The organism is Campylobacter sp. 2014D-0216 (assembly GCF_014931215.1).
Taxonomy (GTDB): domain Bacteria; phylum Campylobacterota; class Campylobacteria; order Campylobacterales; family Campylobacteraceae; genus Campylobacter_D.
On sequence record NZ_CP063089.1, the window covers coordinates 616,766 to 637,538 of the forward strand.

The 20,773-nt window shown below is 27.7% G+C and carries 17 protein-coding genes, 2 tRNA genes and 2 pseudogenes; 17 read left to right on the top strand and 4 right to left on the bottom strand.

Translation table 11 applies throughout. From position 1 onward, the window contains the following. The first annotated feature begins 121 nt into the window (after positions 1-121). The 5 genes from A0083_RS03195 to A0083_RS03215 are packed head-to-tail and all read left to right on the top strand — an operon-like array spanning position 122 to position 5,488. Complete coding sequence (locus A0083_RS03195) at positions 122-1,564, top strand: alanine/glycine:cation symporter family protein (RefSeq protein WP_120759430.1); 1,443 nt, start codon at positions 122-124, stop codon at positions 1,562-1,564. Then, entirely contained in the window at positions 1,564-1,704 is a 141-nt protein-coding gene (locus A0083_RS03200) for a hypothetical protein (RefSeq protein WP_167333019.1), read from the top strand. The genes A0083_RS03195 and A0083_RS03200 overlap by 1 nt, the downstream gene beginning before the upstream one ends. Positions 1,705-1,737: 33 nt before the next feature. Continuing rightward, positions 1,738-3,732: a glycine--tRNA ligase subunit beta gene (gene glyS / locus A0083_RS03205; protein WP_197554155.1), complete on the top strand. Its 1,995-nt coding sequence runs from the start codon at positions 1,738-1,740 to the stop codon at positions 3,730-3,732. After that, positions 3,729-4,535: a M23 family metallopeptidase gene (locus A0083_RS03210; protein WP_197554158.1), complete on the top strand. Its 807-nt coding sequence runs from the start codon at positions 3,729-3,731 to the stop codon at positions 4,533-4,535. Before glyS ends, A0083_RS03210 begins: the two co-directional genes overlap by 4 nt. A 2-nt stretch (positions 4,536-4,537) precedes the next feature. After that, on the top strand, positions 4,538-5,488 hold the full coding sequence (locus A0083_RS03215; RefSeq protein WP_332089105.1) for an SAM-dependent methyltransferase: 951 nt from the start codon (positions 4,538-4,540) through the stop codon (positions 5,486-5,488). Here the strand turns inward: A0083_RS03215 and A0083_RS03220 are convergent. Further along, positions 5,478-6,500, bottom strand: coding sequence for a bifunctional 3,4-dihydroxy-2-butanone 4-phosphate synthase/GTP cyclohydrolase II (locus tag A0083_RS03220; protein WP_120759423.1), 1,023 nt, complete (start codon positions 6,498-6,500; stop codon positions 5,478-5,480). The two genes, A0083_RS03215 and A0083_RS03220, sit on opposite strands and share 11 nt — an antisense overlap. Positions 6,501-6,612: 112 nt before the next feature. Between A0083_RS03220 and A0083_RS03225 the strand changes: the two genes are divergently transcribed. Further along, positions 6,613-6,687 (top strand) — tRNA-Gln (locus tag A0083_RS03225). A 13-nt stretch (positions 6,688-6,700) separates the two neighbouring features. Then, positions 6,701-6,776 (top strand) — tRNA-Met (locus tag A0083_RS03230). A 494-nt stretch (positions 6,777-7,270) separates the two neighbouring features. On the opposite strand, the gene A0083_RS03235 is transcribed toward A0083_RS03230, so the two are convergent. The 3 genes and pseudogenes from A0083_RS03235 to A0083_RS08240 all read right to left on the bottom strand — a co-directional run. Further along, entirely contained in the window at positions 7,271-7,414 is a 144-nt protein-coding gene (locus A0083_RS03235; protein ID WP_197554164.1) for a hypothetical protein, read from the bottom strand. Next, complete coding sequence (locus A0083_RS03240) at positions 7,401-8,225, bottom strand: hypothetical protein (protein ID WP_197554167.1); 825 nt, start codon at positions 8,223-8,225, stop codon at positions 7,401-7,403. The genes A0083_RS03235 and A0083_RS03240 overlap by 14 nt, the downstream gene beginning before the upstream one ends. 325 nt (positions 8,226-8,550) lie before the next feature. Next, positions 8,551-8,935 (bottom strand): annotated as a pseudogene (locus A0083_RS08240) (hypothetical protein); the annotation flags it as partial. 298 nt (positions 8,936-9,233) lie between these two features. Between A0083_RS08240 and A0083_RS08245 the strand changes: the two are divergent. The 10 genes and pseudogenes from A0083_RS08245 to A0083_RS03295 all read left to right on the top strand — a co-directional run. Beyond that, positions 9,234-9,311 (top strand): annotated as a pseudogene (locus A0083_RS08245) (tRNA 2-selenouridine synthase); the annotation flags it as partial. Further along, complete coding sequence (locus tag A0083_RS03250; RefSeq protein ID WP_197554170.1) at positions 9,311-9,664, top strand: hypothetical protein; 354 nt, start codon at positions 9,311-9,313, stop codon at positions 9,662-9,664. The pseudogene A0083_RS08245 and the gene A0083_RS03250, both read left to right, overlap by 1 nt. Before the next feature lie 259 nt (positions 9,665-9,923). After that, positions 9,924-10,130: a hypothetical protein gene (locus tag A0083_RS03255; RefSeq protein ID WP_197554174.1), complete on the top strand. Its 207-nt coding sequence runs from the start codon at positions 9,924-9,926 to the stop codon at positions 10,128-10,130. A 209-nt stretch (positions 10,131-10,339) separates the two neighbouring features. Continuing rightward, a complete protein-coding gene (locus tag A0083_RS03260) occupies positions 10,340-10,765 on the top strand; it encodes a hypothetical protein (RefSeq protein WP_039663824.1) in 426 nt (141 codons plus the stop codon). Beyond that, positions 10,762-12,060: a hypothetical protein gene (locus tag A0083_RS08100; RefSeq protein ID WP_232087573.1), complete on the top strand. Its 1,299-nt coding sequence runs from the start codon at positions 10,762-10,764 to the stop codon at positions 12,058-12,060. The genes A0083_RS03260 and A0083_RS08100 overlap by 4 nt, the downstream gene beginning before the upstream one ends. 274 nt (positions 12,061-12,334) lie before the next feature. Next, the gene (locus tag A0083_RS03275) at positions 12,335-13,981 is read left to right on the top strand and encodes a hypothetical protein (protein WP_197554527.1); all 1,647 of its coding nucleotides are present in this window, start codon (positions 12,335-12,337) and stop codon (positions 13,979-13,981) included. Further along, a complete protein-coding gene (locus A0083_RS03280) occupies positions 13,971-14,705 on the top strand; it encodes a hypothetical protein (protein WP_197554177.1) in 735 nt (244 codons plus the stop codon). Before A0083_RS03275 ends, A0083_RS03280 begins: the two co-directional genes overlap by 11 nt. A gap of 19 nt (positions 14,706-14,724) precedes the next feature. Then, positions 14,725-18,453 carry a hypothetical protein gene (locus A0083_RS03285; RefSeq protein WP_197554180.1) on the top strand — a complete coding sequence of 1,243 codons (3,729 nt, stop codon included), beginning with the start codon at positions 14,725-14,727 and terminating at the stop codon, positions 18,451-18,453. Positions 18,454-18,471: 18 nt separating this feature from the next. Next, positions 18,472-19,767, top strand: a complete 1,296-nt coding sequence (locus A0083_RS03290; protein WP_197554182.1) for a hypothetical protein — start codon at positions 18,472-18,474, stop codon at positions 19,765-19,767. An 86-nt stretch (positions 19,768-19,853) separates the two neighbouring features. After that, complete coding sequence (locus A0083_RS03295; RefSeq protein ID WP_197554185.1) at positions 19,854-20,666, top strand: hypothetical protein; 813 nt, start codon at positions 19,854-19,856, stop codon at positions 20,664-20,666. Positions 20,667-20,773 lie beyond the last annotated feature (107 nt).

Here is a 20,773-nt window from a genome sequence, read left to right on the forward strand (position 1 = left end):
AGTTAAATTTTCACATAGCTTTAAAAAATAAAATAAATTTAACCTAAAATTATATTTTTTTATAGCAAATTCATTTTTTTATGATAAATTTACGCCAATAAATTAAAAAAGGAGATGAGATATGGATTTAATATCCCAGTTTGTCGATCTTATCAATAATCAATATTATTCTATTTTGGTAATTTTGCTTATTGTTACAGGGTTTTATTATAGTTATTTAACAGGTTTTGTGCAATTTCGAATGCTTCCTTATGTCTTTGACATCTTAACAGAAAAACAAGAAAATCACGAAAAACACCATATCACTCCTTTTCAGGCTTTGATGATTTCAACAGCATCAAGAGTGGGTATAGGTAATATTGCAGGTATTGCAGTAGCGGTTGTGCTAGGCGGACCAGGTGCTTTATTTTGGATGTGGGTTATGGCATTTTTTGGTGGCGCTTCAGCTTTTGCAGAAAGTACTCTAGCACAAGTTTATAAAAGTCGCGATGGTAAAAGCTTTAAAGGTGGTCCTGCTTATTATATTAGTAAAGCTTTAAATTTAAAATGGCTTGGTGCTATTTTCGCGGTGATTTTGATCATCACTTATGCTTATGGATTTAATGGTCTTCAAAGCCAAACAATGACTTCAGCATTTGAGTTTTACTACAAAGGTATGGTTGATGCTAGTGAAGTGAGTTTTGCGCAAAGTTGGTGGCCTATTGTGATTGGAGCTATTTTGGCTGTTTTTGCAGCTTATATGTTTTTTGGTGATCACACTAAAATAGGTAAAGTAAGTTCAGTTATTGTTCCTATTATGGCGATGATTTATGTAGGTTTATCAATCATAGCGATGTTTATGAATTTTGATAAAATTCCTGAAGTATTTTCTATGGTTTTTAAAAGTGCTTTTGACTTTGAAGCTATTTTTGGTGGATTTGCAGGTTCTGCTTTGGTTATAGGCATAAAAAGAGGTTTGTTTTCAAATGAAGCAGGTATGGGTTCAGCTCCAAATGCTGCAGCTTCTGCTTTGACAACTCACCCTGCAAAACAAGGGGTTATTCAAGCGTTTTCTGTACTAATTGATGTGATTATTTGTACAAGTTCAGGATTTTTAGTATTATTTTCACTTGCTTATGCCAATAATATCGGTGTTGATGGCAAGCCTATTTTAACAGCATTGCCTTTGGTGCAAGAATCCATGAGAGAATATTATGGAAACTTAGGAGTGCATTTTACTACTGTAAGTATTGTTTTATTTGCTATTACTTCTTTGATCGGAAATTATTACTACGCACAAGCAAATATTAAATACCTTACTCAAAATCCTATCATTATCAATCTTTTCAAAGTAAGTGCAGTGCTTATGATTTTTATCGGTGCTAATATGGATTTAAAATTTGCGTGGGATTTAGCTGATACCACTATGGCCTTTATGGCTACGATTAATATCATTTCTATTTTATTACTTGGTGGTATAGTGAAAAAAGTATTAAAAGATTTTAGTGAGCAAAAAAGACAAGGTAGAGATCCTGTGTTCAGTGCTTCAAAGCTTGGTATTAAAAACGCAGAGTGCTGGGACTGATGTTAGATTATATTATCGTAACTTTGTTTATCGCTTTTATGGTTTTTCTTGTATTTGGTTTTAATCGCCAAATGCAAGAAAAAGCTAAGCAAAGAGAAGAAAAACAAAAAACAAAGAAAGATTTTAAAAAAAATAGGTAAAATACACTAAAAATTTTTAAAAAAGAGTGTAAAATGAAATTGTTAATAGAAATAGGCACAGAAGAACTTCCTGCTATTCCTTTATTGAAAGAACTTCCAAATATTAGTAAAAAATGGGAAAAGATTTTACAAGAGTATCATTTAGAATCAGAATTTAAATTTTTCTATACTCCTAGAAGACTGGTTTTTATGCATGAAAATTTTAAAGAAAAACAAGATGATTCTTTTGTGGAATTTATTGGTGCACCCAAAGCAATAGCTTATAAAGACGGAAAGCTTACTCAGGCAGGACTTAGCTTTTTAGAAAAAAGCGGCTTAAAAGAAGAAGAGCTTGAGTTTAAAGAAATCAAAGGTAAAGAAGTATTATATTGTCAAAAACAAGTACAAGGCTTGCAAAGCAAAGTGGTTTTACCGCAAATGATCGAGGCTTTTTTGAAAAGCTTGAGTTTTGGTAAAACTATGAGATGGGGCGATGGTTGCTTTGAATTTATCAGGGCAATTCGTTCGCTTTGTTGTGTATTAAATGATGAATTGGTTGAATTTGAAAGCTATGGTGTTAAAAGTGCAAAAAGTACTTTTGTGCACAGAAGTGTTAGCTATGATTTGATAGCTTTTGGAAATGTTGATGAATATTTTAAAATTTTAGAACAAAATTATATTATCTTAGACCAGGCAACTAGAAAAGCGATTATTTTGGATCAGCTAAAGGCACTTGAAAATGAAAATGGTATTACAATTGCAGAAGATGATGAGCTTTTGGCTGAAGTTGTAGCTATTACAGAATACCCAAAAGCATTATTAGGACATTTTGAAAAAGAATATTTAGAAATCCCAAGTGAAGTGATTATCACTTCTATGAGAGAAAACCAGCGTTATTTTGCAGTATTTAAAGATAATGCTTTAAGCAATCATTTTGTGGTAGTTTCTAATGCAGTATGTGAGGATTATTCTAAAATCATTAATGGAAACGAAAGAGTTTTAAGAGCAAGATTAAGCGATGCGATGTTTTTTTGGAAAAATGATTTAGCGCAAGGTTTAAATAACGATAAAATAAGTCAAATGGTTTATCTTGAAGGGCTTGGCACTTTAAAAGATAAAATCACTAGGGAGCAAAAAATCGCTACTAAACTTTGCGAGGTTTTTGCTAATACTCAAAAAGATGAAATTTTAAAAGCTTTGGAATATTCCAAAGCCGATCTTAGTACTCAAATGGTGTATGAATTTACCGATCTTCAAGGTATTATGGGATCTTACTATGCTAAGGCTATGGGTATGAGTGATGAGCTTGCCTTGGCGATTAAAGAGCAATATCTTCCAAATGGCGATAATTCAGCAATGCCAAGTAATGAGTTTAGTTCTATTGTAGCTTTAGCTTGTAAACTTGATACACTTATGGGACTTTTTTCTATAGGAAAAATTCCAAGCGGCACAAAAGATCCTTATGCTTTAAGAAGAGCAGCAAATGGCGTTTTAAAAATTCTTCTAGCATTAAATAAAAGTTTTGACCTTAAAATGTTTTTAGAGGCTATATCTAGTGAGTATAAAAGTTTTGATCATAAAATACTGCTAGATTTTATTTTGGAGCGCTTGTATACTTTTTATGAAGTGAATGCTTCTTTTGTTAAAGCTGTGCTTTGTTCTAAGACTTATGATGTGATATATATTGATTCTTGCATAAAAGCTTTAATTCAAAGTGCAAGTAAGACAGATTTTAATCAAAATTTTGCAACTTTTAAGCGTTTGGCAAATATCGCTTTATTAAGCGATGTTCAAGTTGATGAAAGCTTATTTAATACCCAAGAGGAAAAAAACCTATACCAAGCATTTTTACAATGTAAAACTCAAAGACATAGCACCCAAGAGCTTTTAGAAAATCTTTTTGCGTTAAAACCGCAGATTGATGCATTTTTTGATAAAGTGATGATTAATGATAAAGATGAAAAAATCAAAAACAATCGCCAAGCTTTGGTATGTGTAATCTATCGTGAGTTTTTAAAAATAGCTGATATCAAAGAGCTTAGCTTATGAGAAAAATTCTTTACTTTTTGTGTTTTTTGGTTTTTAGCTTAGATGCTAGAGAAATTCAGCTTATTAAAGGACAAGTGGTTTTTTTAGAATTAGATAAAAGTAGTTTTTTACAAGTTAGTTCAAATTCTAAAAAACTACCTTTTTTTGAATATAAAAATAAAATCATTGTTAGTGTAGCTATGCCTTATAAAAATCCTAAAGATAGGGAATTATTAGTTCAATTTAAAGATTATTCTCAAGAAAAAATTACGATAAAATTTAGCGAAGGAGACTATCAAAAAGAATTTTTAAAGGTTAGCGCTTCTAAGGTAAATCCGCCTAAAGAAACACTTAAACGCATTAGTAAAGAGTATCAAGAAGCTATTAAAGTTTATAGTACCTATACTAATACAGCTTTATTTGATGGCGAATTTATATATCCTTTAGAAAGTAAAATTACTAGTGATTTTGGAAAAGCAAGGTTGTTTAACGATACACTTAAAAGCTATCACAGTGGGACTGATTTTAGAGCGGCAAATGGAACTAAAATTTATGCTAGCAATGATGGCATCGTAAGAATTGCTTCAAACCGTTATTACGCAGGTAATTCAGTAGTGATTGATCATGGGTATGGAATTTATTCACAGTATTATCATCTTTCAAAGCTTAATGTAAAAGTAGGGCAAAAGGTTAAAAAAGGTGAGTTTATAGGTTTAAGTGGGGCTAGTGGTAGAGTTACGGGGCCGCATTTGCATTTTGGAATTTTAGTCAATGGTGTACAAGTTGATCCACTTGATTTTATAGCTAAATTTAATGCCTTATAATGATAACATTTAGTGAGTTTTTTCAAAGTTGGATCAATAAATACTATTCACAAGCTGTAAGTGTTGGCAAAAATGGAGATTTTTACACTGTAGTTAGTGTGGGAAATCTTTTTGGTGTATTACTGGCTAATCATTTTTTAAAACTTATCAATGATAAAAAATTAACTTTACCGGTTGAAGTTGTAGAAATAGGAGCAAATGAGGGGCATTTAATGCTTGATTTTATACAAGCACTCTATACACTTAGTCCAGATGTTTTAGAGCAAATTGAATGCTACATTATTGAGCCACATGAAAAGTTAAGGACTGTTCAAAGAAAACTTTTTAATGCATATGATTTAGATGTAAAAATTTGTAATTCTTTAAGTGAATGCCATTTTAAAAATGCTTTTTTTTATGCTAATGAATTGTTTGATTGTTTTGCATGTGAACTCATAAAAGACAAAACAATGGCATATGTCGATGATGAATTTAATATTATTTTTAAGCCTATGAATGATGAGTTTTTAAAAGAGTGTGAAGCATATGCTATCACTCATAGTGAATTTTGCGTCGCTTATAAGCCTTTTTTATATCAACTAAAACAAGCCTGTGAAAAATTAACTTTTGCATGTTTTGATTATGCAAAAAAAGAAGAAAAAATTAGCATTAGAATGTATAAAAATCATCAAGTATATAATCTTTTTGAAGAGAATTTAAAAGATTTTTTTGCTAAAAGTGATATTACTTATAATGTAAATTTTAGCCATCTTATGCAAGTTTTAAAAGAAGAGGGTTTTGATATAGTAGAATACAAAAACCAAAATCAAGCTTTTATTGATTTTGGTTTAGAGGAAATTATCGAGCAAGCTAAAAATACACAGCCAAAAATTTATAAAAATTTTATCAACCAAAGTAAAAATTTGATGTTTAACTTTGGCGATAAGTTTAAATTTTTAGAATTTAAACTTTGAAATCACTACTTGTAATATCAAGCCCAAAGCCTTTTAAGCCTATAAATTCTTTATCGGTATTTTGGCTTAGAAGTTTGATTTTTGAAATTTTCAAATATCTTAAAATTTGCGCTCCTATGCCGTAGTTTTTAAATTGCGTTTTTTCTTGTTTTTCGTTTTTCATGAAAATAATCACTCCACCTTTTTGACTTAAAAATTCAATCTGTTTTAATAGCTCGTTTAGTTTATTAGAGGTTAAAAGCTCAAAGTCACTCCCGCTAAGATAAAATTTAACATTCTCACATTCTCTTAAAACTCCAAAGCTAAAAGCTATATGCTCATTTTCATTGTGATCTTTAAAAGTCATTTTTTTTGCTTTAAAACCCGCTAGAATGCTTTCTTCTTCTTTGATTAAAGAGATCAAACTTTCATTTTTTAAGCGATACTCGATTAAATCTGAAATGGTAATCATATTAATAGCGTGCTTTTTACAAAACTCAAGTAAATCGCTTCTTCTTGCCATATCTCCATTGTCTTTGACAATTTCGCATATCACGCATGCTTCTTTTAACCCTGCTAAGCGACACAAATCTACCGTGCCTTCTGTGTGACCTGTTCGTTCTAAAACCCCACCTTTTTTTGCTATTAAAGGGTTGATGTGGCCAGGACGAACAAAATCACTTGCTTTTGCATTATCATCAGCAAAAATTTGCACAGTCATATTTCTTTCATAAGCGCTTACTCCGGTTGTGGCATTTTTTGCATCGACAGTGATAGTAAAAGCTGTTTCGTGATTTGATGTGTTTTTGGGTACCATTAAAGGCAGTTCAAATTTTTTAGCTAAATTCTCACTTAATGCTACACACACTACACCTCTTGCGTGAGTGATGGTGAAATTGATTTTTTCTTGAGTGCTAAATTGCGCAGGGAAGATCAAATCCCCTTCGTTTTCTCTATCTTCTGCATCTACCATTACCAACATTTTACCATCTTGAAGTTCTTTTATAGCTTGTTCTATACTTATATATCCCATAAAATCAGTCCTTAACAATATTTTTAAAAATATTATAGCATTTTTCTTGACATTGTGTAAAAAATAATATATAATACCATTTTTAATTTAAAAAATATGTTACTTCATTTATTGGGGTATCGCCAAGCGGTAAGGCAACAGGTTTTGGTCCTGTCATTCAGGGGTTCGAATCCCTTTACCCCATCCACTTCATATGATGCCGCGAAGTAGAGCAGTGGTTAGCTCGTCGGGCTCATAACCCGAAGGTCGGGAGTTCAAATCTCCCCTTCGCAACCAATAACATTTTAGCTTTAAAAATATAAAAATGCTCTAAGAATATTTTTTCTTGCCAATCTCTAAAACCTGAAATTCTAGCTAAAAAATCTCCAAAATTATAAAGTTCCATATAATATCTACAATACTATCTTTAATATCCTTAAGATGTTCCATCAATCCTTTATTTGTCATTTTCTAGCCTTTTTAATCTACAAAGAAAAAGTAAAACAATATTTATTAGTTTTCTACTAAAAAGAATGATTATTAATAAATAACATATCATTTCAAATAATCCATATTTTGAAAAATATCTACCTAAATATATGAAATTTAAAAATACAATTGGTGGAAAGAGTAATAAATTTTCACAAAAAATACTATACACCCAATCTATAACTTTATTAGAAACACTATATTTACTTTTGCAATTTTTGCATTTTATTTCTAATTTGCCTGAGAATATATTCCAAATATTTTGTAATTTATTGATTTTTGTTTTACAAACTTCACATTCTTTATAAATAGACATTTATCGTATTCTCTATATCACTTTCTACAATTTCTTGTCTTTCTCTTAGAGCTTCTTTTATACTTTCTTTAATGTTAATAGTGGTATTGTTTTCATTATGAACACTAGTATTAATTTCATTTGCATTCATCTAAGGCCTTTTGGATTTTGTTTAAATAATTACCTATAAAGGTTATCATTGCTTTATGATTACTTTTCCACTTTTTATTTATTTCTTCATCGGAAAATTCCAGTGTATCTAATTTTTTAAGTATACTGTAACTTTCTTTCGCTTGTTTGAATATTGTCAATTTGTCTTCAAAAGAACATAATTGGGTGTTATAAAGTAAAAACATTCCTTGAATTGATACTTTTGAGTAAAGAGCCATAGCTTTATACCAAGAACCCTTATCCAAATAGCCTATACTATCTAAATAATCATAAAATTCTTCATAGTGCTTTATAAATTTAAGTTTTTCTTCAAAAATTTGTTTTTCTAAATCTTTAGTAGAGGCTCTTAAGTTTAGGTATTTTTGTTTTTCATTTGAGTTTAAATTACTTATGAAATTAAGATAATTAAAATAGGTTTGCTCTTTTCTTATCACTGAAAGAAATACTCTAGCGTAATTTTGAAGAGAAGCTTGGTAATACCTATCCTCAAATCTAAATAATTTAGCAACCTTAAAATCAAAAATAGCCTTTTGCATTTTTGCATTTAAATCTTTAAAGTCTTCTAGTTTAGGCTGATAATCATCTACAATTTTAATCATATCTTTAGGACTTGGATTTAAAGTCATTTTTTCAAAATTTCTAAATTCTTGTTCTTTTTTAGGAAAATGATACATTCCCCAATAAATCGTATATAAAGGAGAATAAAGTAATTTTGCAAGCACAGCAAGTATTATGATCAATATAATACAGAGTATATAAAATCTTTTAAGTTTATAAAAAGGTTTTTTCATTTATATTCCTTGATGTTTTAAATAGCTTATAAAAATTTCTATAAAAATCATAATGATATTTTTTATGCTATTTAGTGTATTGCTAATATCTGATATTTTAAAATCTTTAAAATATAGTATTTATTTTCAAGTAAAATTTTATCATATTGTAGTTTTACTTTTATTTCCTTAGCTTTTACAATAAGACTCTTTATAATCTTTCATTATTTTTACCCACCTATTGTATTAATATTTTCCATTCTAGGAAGAGTGATTTTTCTTTTTTTAGCTATAAAAAACCTTGTGGGTTTTTAACTCGCTAAGATTATATTAAATCATAAAACATTTATACGAAGCTAATCCTATTTTGTTTAATCATTCTGGCACGATTGATAAGAACATAAAGGACTATACTTTCATCGTTAAGCATTTCTTTAAAAGTTTCACGGCATCTATCTCCATTAAACCCAATACTTCTGTATTCTATAATTTCTGCTTTAGCATTAGTGATAAAAGAAATATATTTATCTCTTTATTTATCGTGTTTAATACCTGCTCGTATTGGTTTAAGTGCTTCATCGTGCCAAATCACTTCTAGATTTTCTTCTTTGATGATTCTTAGTGCTACTTCTTTTGTTAGATATTCTTTAATATCTTTTCCATTATATTTTTTGTTCATAATTCATCTGTAACATTTTATCAATGGCTTCTTTTTCACTATCAAAAGAATATCTATAAATTCAACATCTCTTCTTCTTTTTCAATATAGCCTGTTATATCATCCCAATTATTTCTTATCAAATCGATAAAATTAGCTTCTAATTGATTAAAATTTTTACAATATGATTTTGAATGCAGCAACTTATAATCATAAAAAATAATTTGCAAATCTTGTATATCTTTTTTCTCTGATTTAAAAAATATTTCTAAAGTTTTTTCATTCATTGTGATAGAATAAACAAAAAAGTCATTTCTTAAGTCTATATATTTAAAGTATTTTTATTTCTATAGCTCTTTGTTTGATGTTTGGGCGGAGGATCTTTTCATTATTTTACTAATAATAAATTTATAAAAAGTGATGAAAAATATACAGGACAAAGTTACTGATGAATCCTAAAGAACTTATTACCCAAATCAAAGACTATGCTGATATAGCAGATGCTAGTTATGCTATGCTTGATTTAATCGATGAGAATGATGAAAAAGGTTTTTTTGATAGTGCTTTTACTCCTCCTTTGTGGCTTTATGCAGATGGGATAAAGTTAGGGTATGAGATAAAAGAAAAAGTCAAGTTTCTAGATAAAAATGGAAAATTTCAAGTAGTTAAAGATAAGGGAGATCCTACAGCTTATGCTACCATTATAGAAGCTAGATTTTCTACTGATCTTGATAAAATAGATGAAACATTAAGACAAGAATATCTTAAAAATAAAGAATGGAATAAGATAGATCAAAAATGATATGAAACCAAAAAAGCTAATGAATTCAATGATGATTTTTGGGGTTTTGGAATTAAAATGAATTCTGCTAATGTTACAAGCAATAAGATGTTAAAAAATAATCAATATATAGTAAGGGAATATCTATGAATGACAAATTTAATTTTGCTAAATTTGTATTAGATTGTTTTATTTGTTGCGGATTGACTATAATATCTTATTTCATATTTTTTTACCAATTATTTATCTTATTAGATTTATTTATTTAATAGGAATAAATATGGATATTTTAAATGGATTTGGCGACTATGCCTTGCTTTTTACATTGTGTCATATTGCATTTTTTACTATTTGGTTTTTATTAGAAAAGAGAAACATTATAAAATATAAAATTCATAAATTAAGTTTTTGGATAGTATTTGCACTTGCAAATAGTTTTTGGTGGTATTTAGCTTATTGGTTAGCAAATAGAGGGTTTTATAAATGAAGTACTACGCAACGATTTATATCCACCCCATGGATTGGAACATTCCCCATGTCTTTTTAGGACTTACCAAAAAATAAAAGTCTTGATGAGTTAGATAAAATAGATGAAACATTAAGATAAGAATATCTTAAAAACAAAGAATTTAAATTAATTAAAAGTATCAAGTAGATTGGTTATAATAAAACAATTTATCTATATTAGGAGTAAATTTGCAAATTCCTATTTATTCTAAACTCAAAGCAAAACTAGAAAGCAAAGGAATAGACAATATATCAAGTGGACAAATTGCTTGGTTTGTATGTAGTGTAGGGATTTTTATCATTCCTATGGTATATTTTTATATCAGTAACAATTATGATCAATTCACTATTTTATTTTTTATGCTATTTATTTTTATATTGAATATGCTTTATATTAAAAATTTTTTTGCATTATTGTTGCTTGTGATATTAATATTTATATATATGAAATATCATGAGTTTATCTATAATTTTAAAATTTTATTTTTTATTTTTGCACCTATAATTTTTATCTTTTTAAGAGCTTGGAGAATTTTAATAACTTTTTTATGTGGATATATTTTTTTAGTGGCTATGGTATATATATTTGAGTTATTAGGAGGATTTTATAAATGAAATATTATGTTACGATTTATATTGATCCATTGGTGGAATGTTTTTTGGATTTTAAAAATCAGTGTTACTGGCAAAGAGAAGATTTCACTCACGCTTTCTTAGGACTTACTAAAGATAAAAGTCCTGATGAGTTAGATAAAATAGATGAAACATTAAGACAAGAATGTCTTAAAAACAAAGAATGGGATATGATAGATCAAAAATGGTATGAAGCTAAAGAACCTAATGAATTCAATGATGATTTTTGGGGTTTTGGAACTGGAATTGCTAATGTTGCAGAATCTCTTATAGGATCTCCTGGTAAAGTATTTAACAATAACCAATATGTATTAGATAACAATATTGATAAAAATTGTTATATTATTAAAAAACTAAGAAGCCCCCAAACTTTCAAACCTTCTAATCGCTGTTCTTTAGAACTTTCTAAAGAACAATATGAAAGTTTACTTGCAAATATTAAAAATGATTTTAATACTACAAAAGAAATCACACCTAATAGTGAAAAGCCAATCAATGAAGAATTTACCTATAAGCTTCTTGAAAATAATTGCGTTACTTGGGTTATTCAAAAACTTTCTGATATAGGAATAGAGCTTATTGATGATAAATATAAAGTGCCTGGAAATTTGATAGATATCTTTGGATTGATCAAATCTCTTCACTCTATCTTTTTGAAATTTCAAAATATTGATGATAATTTACAAAGTGTAAAAGGAGCAAGAGCTTTTATTACTTGGACTAGATCTATGCTAGATAATAATTATATATGCTATGTAAATCAGGAAAATTTAGAAAAGAAAACACAAACTTTTTGTAAAAAAAATATAGAAAATCAAAGATATTACGAAAGTATTAAAAAATTTTATAATGAAATTTCTCAACTTAAAAGTATATATAATAAATTAGATTTTTGTTTGGAATCTATCACTAAAAAATTTAATACAAGCATAAAAGGCGATTTTAAATTGATTTATTTCGATAGAAAAGATAGACAAATTAAACTTTTAAAAGCAGATAATGATTATGAAGCTATTGCGATACAAGATTTAGATTTGAGTCAGAAATATAATAATTTTAGTGTGAGTAAATTTTATCCTTTTATTTTTATACCTAAAGATGAAATGATTTCAAGAATGCTTTATCATAAATATGATTATGGTAATATCTCACAAGAATATCAAAAAGATAGAAATGAATTTTATTTTAATGTTTTAGCAGGAGAAAAAAGCGATAAATATTGGAGTTCTAGCTATCATAAAATAACTAGAAATTTAAGGAAAATTCATGTCTCTTGAAAAAGTAAAAGAAACAATTTTTGCTTATGATAAAGAAGTGATTGATTGCGAAATTTTAAGGGCTAAAAATGTTGATTTAACTTATTCTAAAATTTATTTCAAAGGTGTATTGCTTACAGGCTCTGCTGAACTTCCTAATAATCCCTTTTACTTTGGAGAATTAGATCAAGATAATACTATAAAACAAGATACACCTAGTTATTATTTTTCTCCTAAAGATGAAAATAGTGGCAAAGGAAAACTTAGCATCTTTTATAAAAATGATGAACTTTACTTGCTTAATTATTCTATTATAGAAAATTCTTTAAACATCAAATTAGAATGTTTAAGCAAGCAAAGCTTAGAGTATAAAGATTTAATTTCAAACACTTTAAAAGAACAAAAAACCATACAAATAAATAAAAAACAAGCTATAGCTAAGCTCCATGCCCTTTTAGAAAATCAAAACCTAGAATGTATCCATGGGGGCAAGGTAACGCTTCAATCAAACAAAGGAAAAACTTTTAAAGATGATGGTGTGCCTATTATGCTAGAAAGTGATTTGCTTAATTCTAGCATAAGTGGTTGTCCTAATACCATGGGAAAGGTAAGTTATCCTTGTACTAAGGTGGTAGATGTTAAAGGCTCTTTATCTCAAAAGAAAGTCAATGATGAATATGTAATCTTACAAGAACTCATCTCAGCTTGTGTCACAGATAAAGGATATCCTTTAAAAGTAAGCTTTGTACCTACTAAGTTTAAATTTGATCATAGTTTTAATCCTAAGGAAGGCTTAGCAAAACAAAGCAAAAACCAAACAAAGCTAAAAGAGCCTAAGTTGAGAATGTATTATAAAGAGCATAAATATCAAAAAGATAATCTTTTAATCACTAATTTATATCTAAATGATACTTTATATCAAAACGAACAAGGTTTAGATCGATTAGAACTATCTAAAAACGATTTATTTGATTTAAATGATGTCAATATACTAAATACTCTTAAACAAGACTTTAGTAAAAACTATGACTTTAAAGAGTGTAAAATTACACTTGGTGTGCATTTGTTAAAATTAATCTTTATTATTCCAAAAAACATTGCTAAAGTTTATAAAAGTGCTTATAAAGAATCTGAATGTCAAGATTTAGGAGCAGGGTATTTTAAAGAGCTTTTTGAATATCATCAAGATTATCGAGAAAAAGAAAATATTCTACATTATAGATTTTTTTTAACCCCTGCTAAAATGCAAAAGATTGAGTTTGAAATTGCCAAAGGTTTAGATGAGTGGCTTGATGATGAAGGTGTATGTTCGTTTAATATTTTAACTAAGGATTATTTTAAGGCAAATGATAAAGATATGCTCACAAGTGATAATATAAAAGATGGTATAAATACCACACAAACCCACATTAATGAAAATTATAACAATACTCAAGAACTCATCCCTGATAATGTGATAAGAATACAAACACAAGATGGTAGTGGAGAGTTTATTGAGATAATATTTCCTAGTCAATTAGAACTCAATGATAAACCTTTAGAAGATGTGAGTTATACATTTGTTCCGGCTTTAAGAGGGATAAAGCAATTTTTTAAAGATACTGAGTATTTAAAACCTAGAACATTGACTAAGGATGAAGTGTTGCAGATAGTAGATAAACTGCCAAAAAATGTTCGAGATAAACGTAGAAGAATAGTTGAAAATAAAGAGGAATTAGACAAATTATGGAAAAAGTTAACTAAAAATTCTGAAGAGTTGGAAAATAAAGTAGATAAAAAATACGGACAACCGATTTATATGAGAAAACTAGATGATCAAACTATTATACAATATAAGAAAACTTCTAAAAGCGGGGGTGAGACTATAGAGATTAATTCCAATAAACCAAGGGGAAATCTTAAAACAATACATATAGAAAATGGGATAAAAAATGAAATATAGGTATATAAAATGGGATGAAAACGAAAAGTGTGCTATTTTTTTTCCTGATATGGATTTTGATATATGGAAAAAAACCCAGCTTTTAGAGAATGATTATGCTAATCCAACTTTAATTATATCATCTCATTTAAAAGATAAGGTCGGTATTTTAGAACTATTTGAATATTATATTTTGCTTATTTGTGGAAAAAGCATAGGTGTCTCGAGGTGGGAATGTAATAATTTAATTTTGTTAGATACTTACAATATTGATAATCTTAGTAGCCCATTTTCTTTAAATACACCCAAACCTACCTATATAAGTGAATATATTAATGTTTTAGGGCAGCTTTTTCTAGCAGGATATATAGATTTTGGATCTTATTGTGATGAAGATAGAAATAAAATAGATTATCCCTCAAACTTATCTTATTATAAAGAAGATAAGTATCAAGCTTGGATATATTTTAGAGATAATTTCTTTTATAAAGAAAGATTTATTAGGGAGTTGGATGATCTCGAGATATTAGATGAGGATGGAAGTAGTCTTATTTTAGGCGATGTTTCTTGGGATACACCACAATATTGGTCACAATACAATATCTGGGTAGCAACAACCCCCAAAGGCACAAAATACTTCAAAGAAATCTTAGCTCCTAAATTTTACAACAAATACAAAGATCTAGAAGTAGAAATTGATGATAAAGGTAATATTATAAGGTGGATTGGAGAGATTAATAGATGATTTTATTTAAAGGCAGATAATGAAAAACAAAGAATTTGCTTGCCATTATATTTATCATCAAAACAATCTTAAAAACTTGATAGATAAATATTGCAAACAAGCTAAAAATATAGTTTTATATTGTAATAATTTTTCAAGAAAAAATATACTGAATTTAGCACTAACAGATTATGATATCGCTAAGGATTGTTATTATAGTTTAGATAAATACTTATATGATACTCTTAAAATATCTGCTTATGAAGGAAAAAAAGTTCAAATTTATGATTATTCTTATGAAAAATTTACTGATTCTAATAAGTTTAGTAATAATCTCCCAAATCTTACTATCACTCCTTTATCTTGCGATATGACAAGCATTTTAGATGATTTTGTAAAAGCCTTGGAAAAATCTGAAAATCAAACTATTTCAGAAGCTATGACACAAAAGCTAGAAAAAGAGAGTAAAAATATTAATTCTTTAATCATTTGCATTAATGAGAAATTAAAAATCCCTATACTTCAAAAACTAAAATCATTCGATGAATATCAAAAATTAAACGAGTATAAACTAAATGAACAAATAGAGCTTGTCTTTAATGAATTAATACAAAATATTAAAGATATTCATGCAGAAGGTTATAATCTTGTATATAAGAAAATCATTAATGCTTTTCTTGGTATTGTCAATATCTTTAGATTGAAAAGTTTTTTAACAAAAACACAGCCATTGCTAGTTATTAGTGATAGTGCTTTTGAGTTGATAAAAGCTTATAAAGAAATTTCAAAGTGGAGTGAAGATAAATACTCTTATGCTATTTATAATGCTATTGTGCAACTACTCATAAGTGATATTGGTTATATTTTTACTCTTTTTGAAAACAAAATTGATCATTATACTTTGATTATAGATAATAAAATTCTTTTTGATTTTTCAGGCTTTGGGACAATAAGGAATCAATCACCAGCATATCATAAGCAAGATCTTGCAATTTATCTTCAATCAAACGAAGAAATTTTTAAAGATTTTCACAATAAAAAATTCTTAAAGCTCATTACCCAAAACCCCAAAGAAGAATTAATATTGCATAGTAGATATTCTATTAAAGAGGCACTTAAAAAACAAATGTCCCTAGATCAAAACAGACTAAGCTATATAGAAAGTCCGTATTTTAACTCTATTACACTAGCTCAAATCATAAAAGATTTAAAGAGTGAAAAAAATGAATCTTATTATGCAAAAAATTTTCTTATCATTACAAATGCTCCACAAAAATATAATGCAGGACTTCATCAAAAGCTCACAGAAGAAATTTTTGAAAATACCATCATTTATCCAGATACCATAGAAGATGAAACACAAAATGATATTTTAATCAAAGCTCCAAAAGACTACGATGCAATGATAGATTATAGTAAATATAAAATCGATATTATTGATAATGAAAAAGATGCCTTTGTGCTTTCTTTAAGTCCTTTTATTCGTTTAAATTATCAAACTTATCAAGGCTTTAAAGATACAGTAAAAGAAAAAGAAGAGTTATTTAAAGATATTACAGATGACAATCTAGAAAATATATCTCAATATATGAATTTTATAAAAAATCCTAGCAATATCAATAAAATATATAATTATCATTATTTGCAATCTATTTTTTATCAAGCAAATAATAAAAAAACTTTCTTAGAAAAACAAAAGCAATACTTTCAAGAAGGCATAGAATGCATAAGAACTTATGTAGATAGCATCACCCATATTGCACAGCCTAAAATAGGTACTTACACAGGTGTGGTATACAAAGGAGAGAGTTTTGTAAAGAAAAATGTATTTACTATCACAGATGTGATTTTACTTGCTTTAACTTATTATACGATAAAACATTTTTATTCTTTTATTCAAACTGATTTCCAAGCTTGGTGGAAATTGTTTTCAAATTGTGAAAGTATACAAATAGAAGAGGAAGAAAGTATTGATATACTTCCTACCAATGTCTTTTTAAATATAAATGAAGAAAAAATTCCCCTATGTTTTTCAAAACAACAAAAGGTTAAACTCGCAAAAAATGAAATTTTTTGTATAGAAGAATTTGTGGATTCTTTAGAGCAATTAAAAGATCATGAAATTAGTGATGAGGAAGATAGACAGTTTTTATCTTCCCTAATAGAGCCTCAAAGTGAAAATCATCAAACCCAAGATGAAGCAGTGGAGTATAATCTAAAACAAATAAACGCATTGATTGAAAAAGAGAAAATATCAAACAAGAAAATCGATGATGAACTTGATGAATTGATAAAAGATATAGAAAAAAATAATATAAATAAAATTCCTTATAATCCGCAAAAAACTATAGTGGCTATGATGGATGTTTTTATAGATAAATTCTTTCCTTTTGCAGATTTTTTAAGAGCAGATGAATTTAAATTTGCTAAATTGCTTAGTAAAACCATTCTTAATTTTTTAACCCTTAAAGCACAAAAAGCTTTTTATGAAAGTATAGGTATAAGTTATTTGTTGTTTTTGATGATGAATTCAAGTATTCAAATGAAAAAGGTTAAAATACAAAATCAAGAACAATTTAACAAAAGACTTAAAAGACTAAATAAAATAGCTTTATTAGAACTTTGCTATATGCAAAAAAATAAAAACAAATACGAAGCTATTATGCTAGTAGATGATCCAAGCTTTAAAGAGTTAAAAAATCGTGATGGTTTTAAAGATATAACAAATATCAGCAAAAAACAAATTTTTCAATATAAATTTAATTTTACTTTAAAAAATATTCGTAGTATTGCCAAAGAATCTTTCATATCTTTACCTCAAGCAGTTATTACAGATTTGATTAATCAATTATGGATTACCGCATATGAACAAAGTAAAAAAGAACACGAAAGATTGCAATTTTTAAATTTTGCTCATAAATATAATCCTCCTTATGTTTTAGCAAAAAAACCTACAAATACACAAGAAGGATTTATCTCTTATCCTATGTTTATTAATAATACTTTTATTTCTTTTAATTTTACTTCTATGTTTACAGGGGGGAAGCTACAAACAGGAGGTTTGGGAGAGAAAGAAGCTTTATTTATTTACCATAAAGATGTAGGTGGCACAAAAAGGGTAAGAAATTATCTTTTAAACAAACTTTTTGCGTATTTATGTTTAGATGAATTAAGATCAAAAACTAGTGATTTAAAAACCATAGAAGATATAGACTTTTTTAATACCTATTCTTATTTACATGATTTAGCTATAAAACCAAGGCTTTTAAAACTAAAGCATGAAGAAGATTTTTTAATCTCTGATTGTCTTAGTAAAACTCAAAAAGAAAACATACAAAAATATAACCAAAAACTACAAGCTATTAACAACGATGAAGCAAAAAGGGCTTTGTATGAAGAGTATAAAAGAAGCTGTGATAATGGTTTGAGCGAAAATTCTTTAAATCCTATAGATGCTTATCATCAATGTATGGATTATTTAGAAGATATGGATAATGATGTATTTAACACTAAAGCAACAAACAACACCCCTAATCCTTTAAAACATAGAAATTTCTTAAGGGCTTTAGATACCATAGGGCAAAATAATATTAAGGCTTTATATGCGGGGGTAGCGGAGAATGAAGAAAAATCTAATGATAAAAATATAGAAGAAGATGAGGATGGTGTAAAAAATACAGAGAGTAAAGAAGAAAAAGAAAAACCACCAAAAATGATAGGTAGACTAGCCACTACTATCATTATGAAAAATGGTTTATGTATAGGTTAATTAAAGAAAGGAAAAACAATGAGTGATAATAATAAAGATATTTATATAATATACGCTCCTAATGGAAGAGGGGTAGAGGTGGATAAAAAGACAAATAAAATATATTTTTCAGAAAATATTAAGCCCACGGGCAAATACACCCAAGAATATTCTAAAGCTTTGTTTGAAGCACACAATATCAAACAAAACTCCCCCTACAAAGACTATCAACCCAGATATTTAGATCCTAATCTTTACACAGGACAAAGTTCTACTTTGCTTGAGTTTAAAGATTGGCAAAGTATTTATCTAAAAGATCCTATTAAAGGAAGCATAGCTCCTTGGACTAAAGCAGAAAAAGCTTATTATAAATCTTTAAAAACTAAAAGAGAAAGATATAAGTATTTAGTTATAAGAAGTGGATTAAGAAGTACTGTTATAGATATACCTTATGAAGCTTATACTAATGTAGATGAAAAAGGAAAATTAATCAATGAAGATTATAAAGAACTTTATAAAAAAGTAGAAAGCAATAGAGGCTTAGCTCATTTAAGTAATGGATATTTATTTATGAGTGAATGGGAATTAGCAGCAGGGATACTAGGAGATATAAAAGGCTTTGCAAAAGGTGGAGGAGGATTATGGAAAACAGGATTTACTACTAGAGCTTATCAAGCATTATTTCTAGCAGCACAACTAGGATATCAACCTTCTTTAGAACACCAACTTAGCACTTATTCTTCTTCTGTAGCCTTAGCAGGCGGAGGCCATACTAATGCTTTAAGAGAGAAAATGCTAAAAGATTTTTCTAAAAATCCTCCTTATGATGAATTTGGTATGCTTCCTTTCTTAGATGAACTTATAGGAGTGGATTGGATTATTGATGTGAATAAATACAGAATAACACATGATGAAACAGGTAGAATTATCAGGGCTTTAGATGATGATGTTTTAAAAGGCAAGCTAAAAGATCCAAGGGATATAGATTCTACTCCAGAGAGTAGGTGGGAATTTGATCAAAAAATGTATGCTTATAGAAATGGAATGAAAACTAATTATGATGTAGATATTAGAAATGAAAGAAGTGAAAATTCGGCAAAATTAACCATGAAATCCATGATACTAGAAGCCAAACTAGCAGCTCTAACTCCTCCACAAGGCTATCCTAATGCACCTTATTATTTTAGTCCAGAAAGATTAGAATTTATTTATAAAAGACATAAGCTTGATAAACTCCTTGATCCAAGAATTCCTGCCATATATAGATATAATTTTCCGCAAGAACTTCGAGCTAAAATACAAGCTTATGCTAAAGAACATAATATAAAAGAGTAAAAATAATGAATTTCATAACTATACTAGCTACCACTATCATTATAGAAGATGGTTTATGTATAGGTTAATTAAAGAAAGGAAAAACAATGCAAAAAATACTTCAAATTGATTTAGAAAAAAGAAAAGCTTTAGAGAATTTAAAAAATTTAAGCTTATTAGGTTTTGGTGGAGTTATGTTATTTAATCTAAATAAAGATGATTTGATTAAAGATAATGATATTTTTTCTATGTATAATATGAATCATTTTTTACAACTTAGTTTAGATCAATTTTACATACCTAATGCTTTTTTAAATATTTTAGAATTTTTACATATTAAAAAGCACACTGATATAAAAGAATCTTTTTATATCAATATCTTAATCAATAGTGATACACTTTATAAAAATCCTTTATTACAATATAACATTAATAGAACAATTTCTAAAGATAACAACACCATTTATGCTTTGGAAAATCTTTCTAGTATAAATCAAGCTTTTAAAAACTTAAAACAACTACAAGAAGCATTATTAAAAGAAAATATATTTTTAAATTTTATAGACTTAAATAGCAAAGAAAGCCTTTTAAGTTTTTATAATCAAATATTAAGTAATCATCATCTTAAAACTTATTTTTATATAAAAAATAATCAATTTTTTATTAAAGAAGATATAAAAAATAAAATTGTATTTCATAATATCAATTCTTCTTCTATTATAAGTAATTATCTTAGACTATTAAATGATTTTAATACTTTAAGCAAGATAGAACTTATAAATATATTAGAGGGTTTAAGTTTATACAATCTTTCAACTTTAATACAAACTATACAATCAAAAAATGCATATAACTCAAAAGACTTTAAACAAGATAGTATATTTTTATCTAATGTGATCATGAATGTGAGGTTGAAGTAGGGAAGGTAGAAAGTAGTAAGTGTGTGGTTTGTTAATCATAGTAAAAACTTTGTGATTACTTTGGAAAATAGTGTGTTTTATAAAGGCAATTTTTAAAGAGTTTAGGC